This is a genomic window from Plectonema radiosum NIES-515, assembly GCF_025753815.1.
GTDB classification, from domain to species: Bacteria; Cyanobacteriota; Cyanobacteriia; order Cyanobacteriales; family Nostocaceae; genus Hassallia; species Hassallia radiosum_A.
Map to the genome: position 1 here is coordinate 1 of NZ_JAOWRF010000124.1, position 5,216 is coordinate 5,216.

6 protein-coding genes and 1 pseudogene are annotated in these 5,216 nt (G+C 37.5%); 2 read left to right on the forward strand and 5 right to left on the reverse strand.

Going from position 1 to position 5,216, the window contains the following annotated elements; translation table 11 throughout:
* Positions 1 to 180: 180 nt before the first annotated feature.
* The 3 genes and pseudogenes from OGM63_RS29770 to OGM63_RS29550 form a co-directional block, all read right to left on the reverse strand.
* Positions 181 to 621: pseudogene (locus OGM63_RS29770) on the reverse strand (XisI protein).
* Entirely contained in the window at positions 609 to 740 is a 132-nt protein-coding gene (locus OGM63_RS29545) for a PDDEXK family nuclease (protein WP_318528426.1), read from the reverse strand. The pseudogene OGM63_RS29770 and the gene OGM63_RS29545 overlap by 13 nt, the downstream one beginning before the upstream one ends.
* A 28-nt stretch (positions 741 to 768) precedes the next feature.
* Entirely contained in the window at positions 769 to 1,026 is a 258-nt protein-coding gene (locus OGM63_RS29550; RefSeq protein WP_318528427.1) for an element excision factor XisH family protein, read from the reverse strand.
* Positions 1,027 to 1,356: 330 nt separating this feature from the next.
* Here OGM63_RS29550 and OGM63_RS08225 point away from each other — a divergent pair, with 330 nt between their 5' ends.
* Positions 1,357 to 1,596, forward strand: a complete 240-nt coding sequence (locus OGM63_RS08225) for a hypothetical protein (protein ID WP_263745028.1) — start codon at positions 1,357 to 1,359, stop codon at positions 1,594 to 1,596.
* Positions 1,593 to 1,859, forward strand: coding sequence for a type II toxin-antitoxin system RelE family toxin (locus tag OGM63_RS08230; protein ID WP_263745029.1), 267 nt, complete (start codon positions 1,593 to 1,595; stop codon positions 1,857 to 1,859). The genes OGM63_RS08225 and OGM63_RS08230 overlap by 4 nt, the downstream gene beginning before the upstream one ends.
* A 546-nt stretch (positions 1,860 to 2,405) precedes the next feature.
* Here OGM63_RS08230 and crtO read toward each other — a convergent pair.
* The gene (crtO, locus tag OGM63_RS08235; RefSeq protein WP_263745030.1) at positions 2,406 to 4,085 is read right to left on the reverse strand and encodes a beta-carotene ketolase CrtO; all 1,680 of its coding nucleotides are present in this window, start codon (positions 4,083 to 4,085) and stop codon (positions 2,406 to 2,408) included.
* Between the two features lie 288 nt (positions 4,086 to 4,373).
* Positions 4,374 to 5,216: LmeA family phospholipid-binding protein (locus OGM63_RS08240; protein ID WP_263745031.1), on the reverse strand; the 843-nt coding region annotated here is incomplete at its 5' end.

The window sequence follows — 5,216 nt, forward strand, 5'->3', positions numbered from 1 at the left end:
TACTTGAATATGGCATTTTTTCTCTTCTCAACACTCCTGTTTTGAAATCAATATTTAAGGTTGTATTAGCTGGCGATCGCTGTCTAGTATAACCTTTTTCCAAAAAGATCCCAAATGGGTTCTATACAAAAAGGCAGTAGCCTTATTTAAAAGTATTCCCATATCAACCCGAAAATATTTCTATGCTAGAGAATATCCTGTATACTGCCTAAGTTCAGGTTCTCGAAAACCTAATACAATGTGGTCTTTAGGAATTCCAGCTTCTGTCAAGTCCGTGGCTATACCATGTTCAGTTCCATCGCGCTGAATCCAGATTTTGCCATTGATGATGTCGATATGAACTATACAACCATGAAAGAATGCGTTCTCCATCCCATCCCAATACGGTTCGGTTAACGTATGTAGAGACGTTGCACAAGATAAGTCTCTACAAGGGTTTTGGGTTCACAAATATTCTTAACCGAACCGTATTGCATCCCATCCCACATTTACCAGTAAATAACGGTTATTTGTACTATCAAAAACAACTTCGCTTTTAATCTCACCGTATGCATAGGGAATAGCAGCATACTCGGAAAGAATCTTCAGGGTAATTTGCCGATAACTTTCTAGGGTATCCATTTGAGAATAACCTCTGTGTGAGGGTCAAATACAATTAACTTGACACGACCTTTATTTAATAATAGTTTACCAATCGGTTCTTCAAACAAATCGGTGTAAACTGCCGAAGCGGATAGCAACGTATAAAACTCGTTCTGGCTCTCGTTCTTAAAGAATATCATAATAAAGAATGTACTGTCCCAGTGCTTTTTCTAAGTCATCGATATCAGAACGACCAACAAAACTTTTGATTTCGACTGCTATCTTTCGTTCTGCGTTTTCAGCACCGATGAGTTGCTCTGCACCTAAGTCTACATATAAATCTTTTTTGCCCCACTCAAGTCTTAAAGGATCGTGAGTAATCGTCCATCCATCCTTGAGTAGGGCATTTTTGACAGTGTTGTGGTAAATATCGCGTGAAGGCATTTAAATTTCTCTTATTGACTTAATTTTATACCATGCGATCGCTTTTCCACCTTAAACATCCTCTGTCACATCAAACACAACTTTTAACGAGACTTAAACAAAAAATAAAAGAAAAACAGGGGATAATGCTTTACTAGCATAGTTTTTACATCAAAGTAACATCCGATCGTTGTTAGATATATCTGAATCTGACATAATTAATAAAGCCCTTAGATGTTTTCTTGGTTTGGGTATTGATAACGACTGCAATACTTACCAAACTGAATTAAACATTCTCAAAAATAGAATTGATAAATTAATCAAAGTTAACAATCTTAAAGAGGCTTAATTATGAAAACCGAACCCGAACGCGAACAATTAATTAAAGATATCAACGTCCTGCTAAATCAAGCTTACGATAGTACTTTAGATGAGATTTACGCACTACTTCTAAAAATAGAAGATGAAGAGGACGAAAACGATTTAAGAGCCTATCATACTGCTAAAAGTGATGTAGAAAATAGTAGTCTTATCGCATGGAACGAGATTAAAAAGGAAATTGCTAATGAAAGAAAAAAGGACGTAGCGTGACTTACGAAGTTAAATTTACTAAGGGTGCTAGAAAAATGTTTAAAAAACTATCTCAAGAATTACAAGACCGCATACAACCCAAAATAGATGAGTTGGCTATAGAACCACGTCCCAACAAAGTTAAAAAGTTACAGGGTGAACAAAATTCATATCGAATTAGAGTAGGCGATTATCGAGTTATATACGATATTTTCGATGATGTTTTATTGGTAAGTGTTGTGGAAGTCGGACATCGTAGTGAGGTATATAAAGATGAAAGTTGACAAACAAGAAAATCTTAGAGCTATCGTCTACAGTATGGACTTGCTGATACCAGGATTCTATTTTTGGTGTCCATATTTAAACAAGCCGAAGCAGAAAACAAAATCCCCCCAGTGCCAAAGAAAGCTCAGGGGAAGTGAGAAATAATGGTGCGTTACACTTCGTTAACGCACGCTACTTTACTAATGCCTACTTAATATATAAATAAATATATGCTTTACGGTAAATCCATTGTTGGTGAACCCCATGTATTGGGAATACCTAGTTCCTTTATTTTAAAGTATGCTTGTTGCATAACTTCTTGAGGTATTTCTTTTAATAGTGAACCAAATGGTAATGGATAGCCTTCTTTGGATTTCCTCTAAGACTAGGATTAGAAAATATATATATATAGCCTTGACTCATTTTTAAATTATTGTTTATTTATTATTTAAATAATAATCTTTTAAATATAAAGTTGGCAATTATTTTGTATCAATCAATGTAAATAAATCAAAAAGCAGCCCATAATTTTTTAGGGCTGCTTAGTGCAAAATTTCAGCCAAATCCTAATTAATCTTAAACGTTGATAAAATCGAATCCCGTGCATCCTTCAAAGTCTGAGTAATGGGATGCTTTGCCTGCAAAAATACCCGCGCACAATTGCGTCCCGGCATCCCAGAAATGGAACCACCGGGATGAGTTCCCGCACCAGTCAAAAATAGATTATCAATTGGTGTTTTGTAATTCGCTATTTCTGGCAAAGGACGGAAAAACACCATTTGATCTAAGGTCATATCAATGTGGTAATAATTACCTTTATATGCACCCAATCTTTCACCTAATTCGGCTGGACTTTCGACACGACGGGCGATAATTGAATTTTTCACATTAGGTGAATACTGCGCTAATTTATCAACTACCCTGTCTGCAACTTGATTTTTCAAATCATCTGTCCAACCCGTACCTTTTAAACCTGTGCCTTCTGCACCAGCGATTTGATAGGGGGCAAAAAACTCAATCCAGACTGTATGTTTGCCTGGAGGTGCTAATGATGGATCTAACGCGCTTGGCATTACTACATACATTGATGGGTCAGAATCGGGAATCTCTCCCAAGGTACATTTGCTATGAGCTTGTTCAACATGAGCAACGGAATCTGCAATTAAGATAGAACCAATTAAATACTCATCTTTGTGTTCGTGGTGTTCAAAACGTAGCGGTTCATCTAAAGCTAAATCTATCTTCAAGATAGTTTCGTTGTTGTTAACGATGCGACGTTCTAATCTTTCCCATAAATCTGGATCGACTGCATCGATATCGCTTTTATCAGTCATTTGCAAAAATAACCGTTTGGCATCAATGTTAGAAATGACGCCGTATTTAGCGCGATATTCTTTGCCACCAGCAACCCGCACACCAACGGCTTTTTTATCATCAATCATCACTTTGTCAACGTGCTGATCTGTGAGGATAACACCGCCTTTGCTGGTAACTAAATTTACTAAAGCTTGCACCAATGCACCAGTACCACCGCGAGGTCTAGCCATACCTGGATCGTGACGCATTGCCATCATTATTGCACCAATGGCGATGGTTTTTTGTGATGGTGGGGCACCGAGTTCAGCTGCAAGTCTTGCTAGGGGTGCTTTGAGAAATTCTGAATCAAACCACTCGTTGAGGAGATCCTCAGCGCTGGTTAGCATGGTGCGAACAAAGTCCAGCGTCTTCGATGGGGAACCAATGACAGAAAATAAATCTTTCAGCTTGGCGATGTCATAGTTACCCAAAATATCTAAAATTGACTTTGGCGGTGCGTTGAACATGGGAATCATTGCCCCTAGTGCGTGCTGCCAATATTTTGTATATTCTGCATATTTTTTGGCATCGCGATCGCTATAACGAGCAATTTCTGCACAAGTCTTTTCTAAAGACTTATGTCCTAAGAAATACTTGCCATCAGGATGTGGACAAAATGTAACTGGATCGCATTCTAAATATTCCAAGCCATATTTTTTTAATTCTAATTCTTCAACTACTGGCCCTAGGTGAATAAATTCATGGTCGATCGCGCAGAGATTAAATTTAAAACCCGGTGCTTCTGGTATACATTCTTCAGTTGTCGCTGCACCACCAGGCACAGAACGCTTTTCTAGTAACAGAACGCTATAACCAGCTTTTAACAAATAAGCTGCACAAACCAGCCCATTATGTCCCGCACCGATAATAACTACATCATAGCTTTCCATAATTGCAATATTGAGTTAAGTAACTCTATTAATATTACAAAAGATTAATAAATAATTACATCAATCGGCAGTTATATAAATCACTTTTTATTGTAAATAAAAGCAGAGTATCAACATCCGAATGCACAAAAGAACGCAGAAGTAAATGTCTAATACATTAGACATTAGACATTGGCGTGGAAAAAATGTAGAGACGCGAAATTTCGCGTCTCTACAAGGGTTCTAGGTAACGCATAATTAATTTCTACATTGAATATTTGCAGATTAAGAGTGTTTCAAGTGTTTATTTCACATTTTCGGTATTTGCTTAATATAAGCTTCTACCCAAGTTTTTATGCTTTCCTTTTGCACTTCCATATTTTTGATTTGCAACGCCATCCCATCCAGCTTAATATATGGTAAGTTCACAAGTTCTTTTATCTTCTGCATTAATGCCGTAACTATTTCCAGTGAAATACCATTTCCTTCAGTGCAAGTGAAACTTTCCAACATTATTGGTTGCGTCTGCGTGCGGGGACGAACCATAGCCATGAAACTTAATTCATTCGTATTACCTTTTTCGTGTATTGATACTGTTCCATTGCATTTTATTTTGCCATCCCCAGGTAAAAATATTTGTATTTCTTGCGGCTTCAAACTCACAATTTCACCATCTACATTCAAATCAAAAGTTGGGATTTTGCTGCGAATGTAGTTTGATGTCAAAGCGCGGTTAATATCTGCTTCTTTTAATACAACGCGAGCTATACTTTTTACTGGTTTATTCAGTTCAATTTCGCCAAAAATAGCACTTAAGAGATTGATATCAATTTTATCTGTTTGCAGTACTAATTCTTCTAGACGGACATCTTTTTGTACCACGAGTCCTTTACCTGAAAAAGAAACTCCATCCGCTTGTCCTTGAATTAGTTTCCACAGATCAGTTTGCACATCAACGTTTATTTTTTCTGCTTGATCCAATTGGCTAGACAACTGCATTTCTGCTGCTTTGCTAACCGCTTGTTCTTCCAAGCGTTGCTCGTCTTGCATGGCTTGCCAATCTCCTTGTCTGCTGTTACTCGTTAATCTAGACGCTGACAAGCTAAAAGCGTATCTGCAATAGGGAATATGTAACTTGGGGGAGGGGGGAGG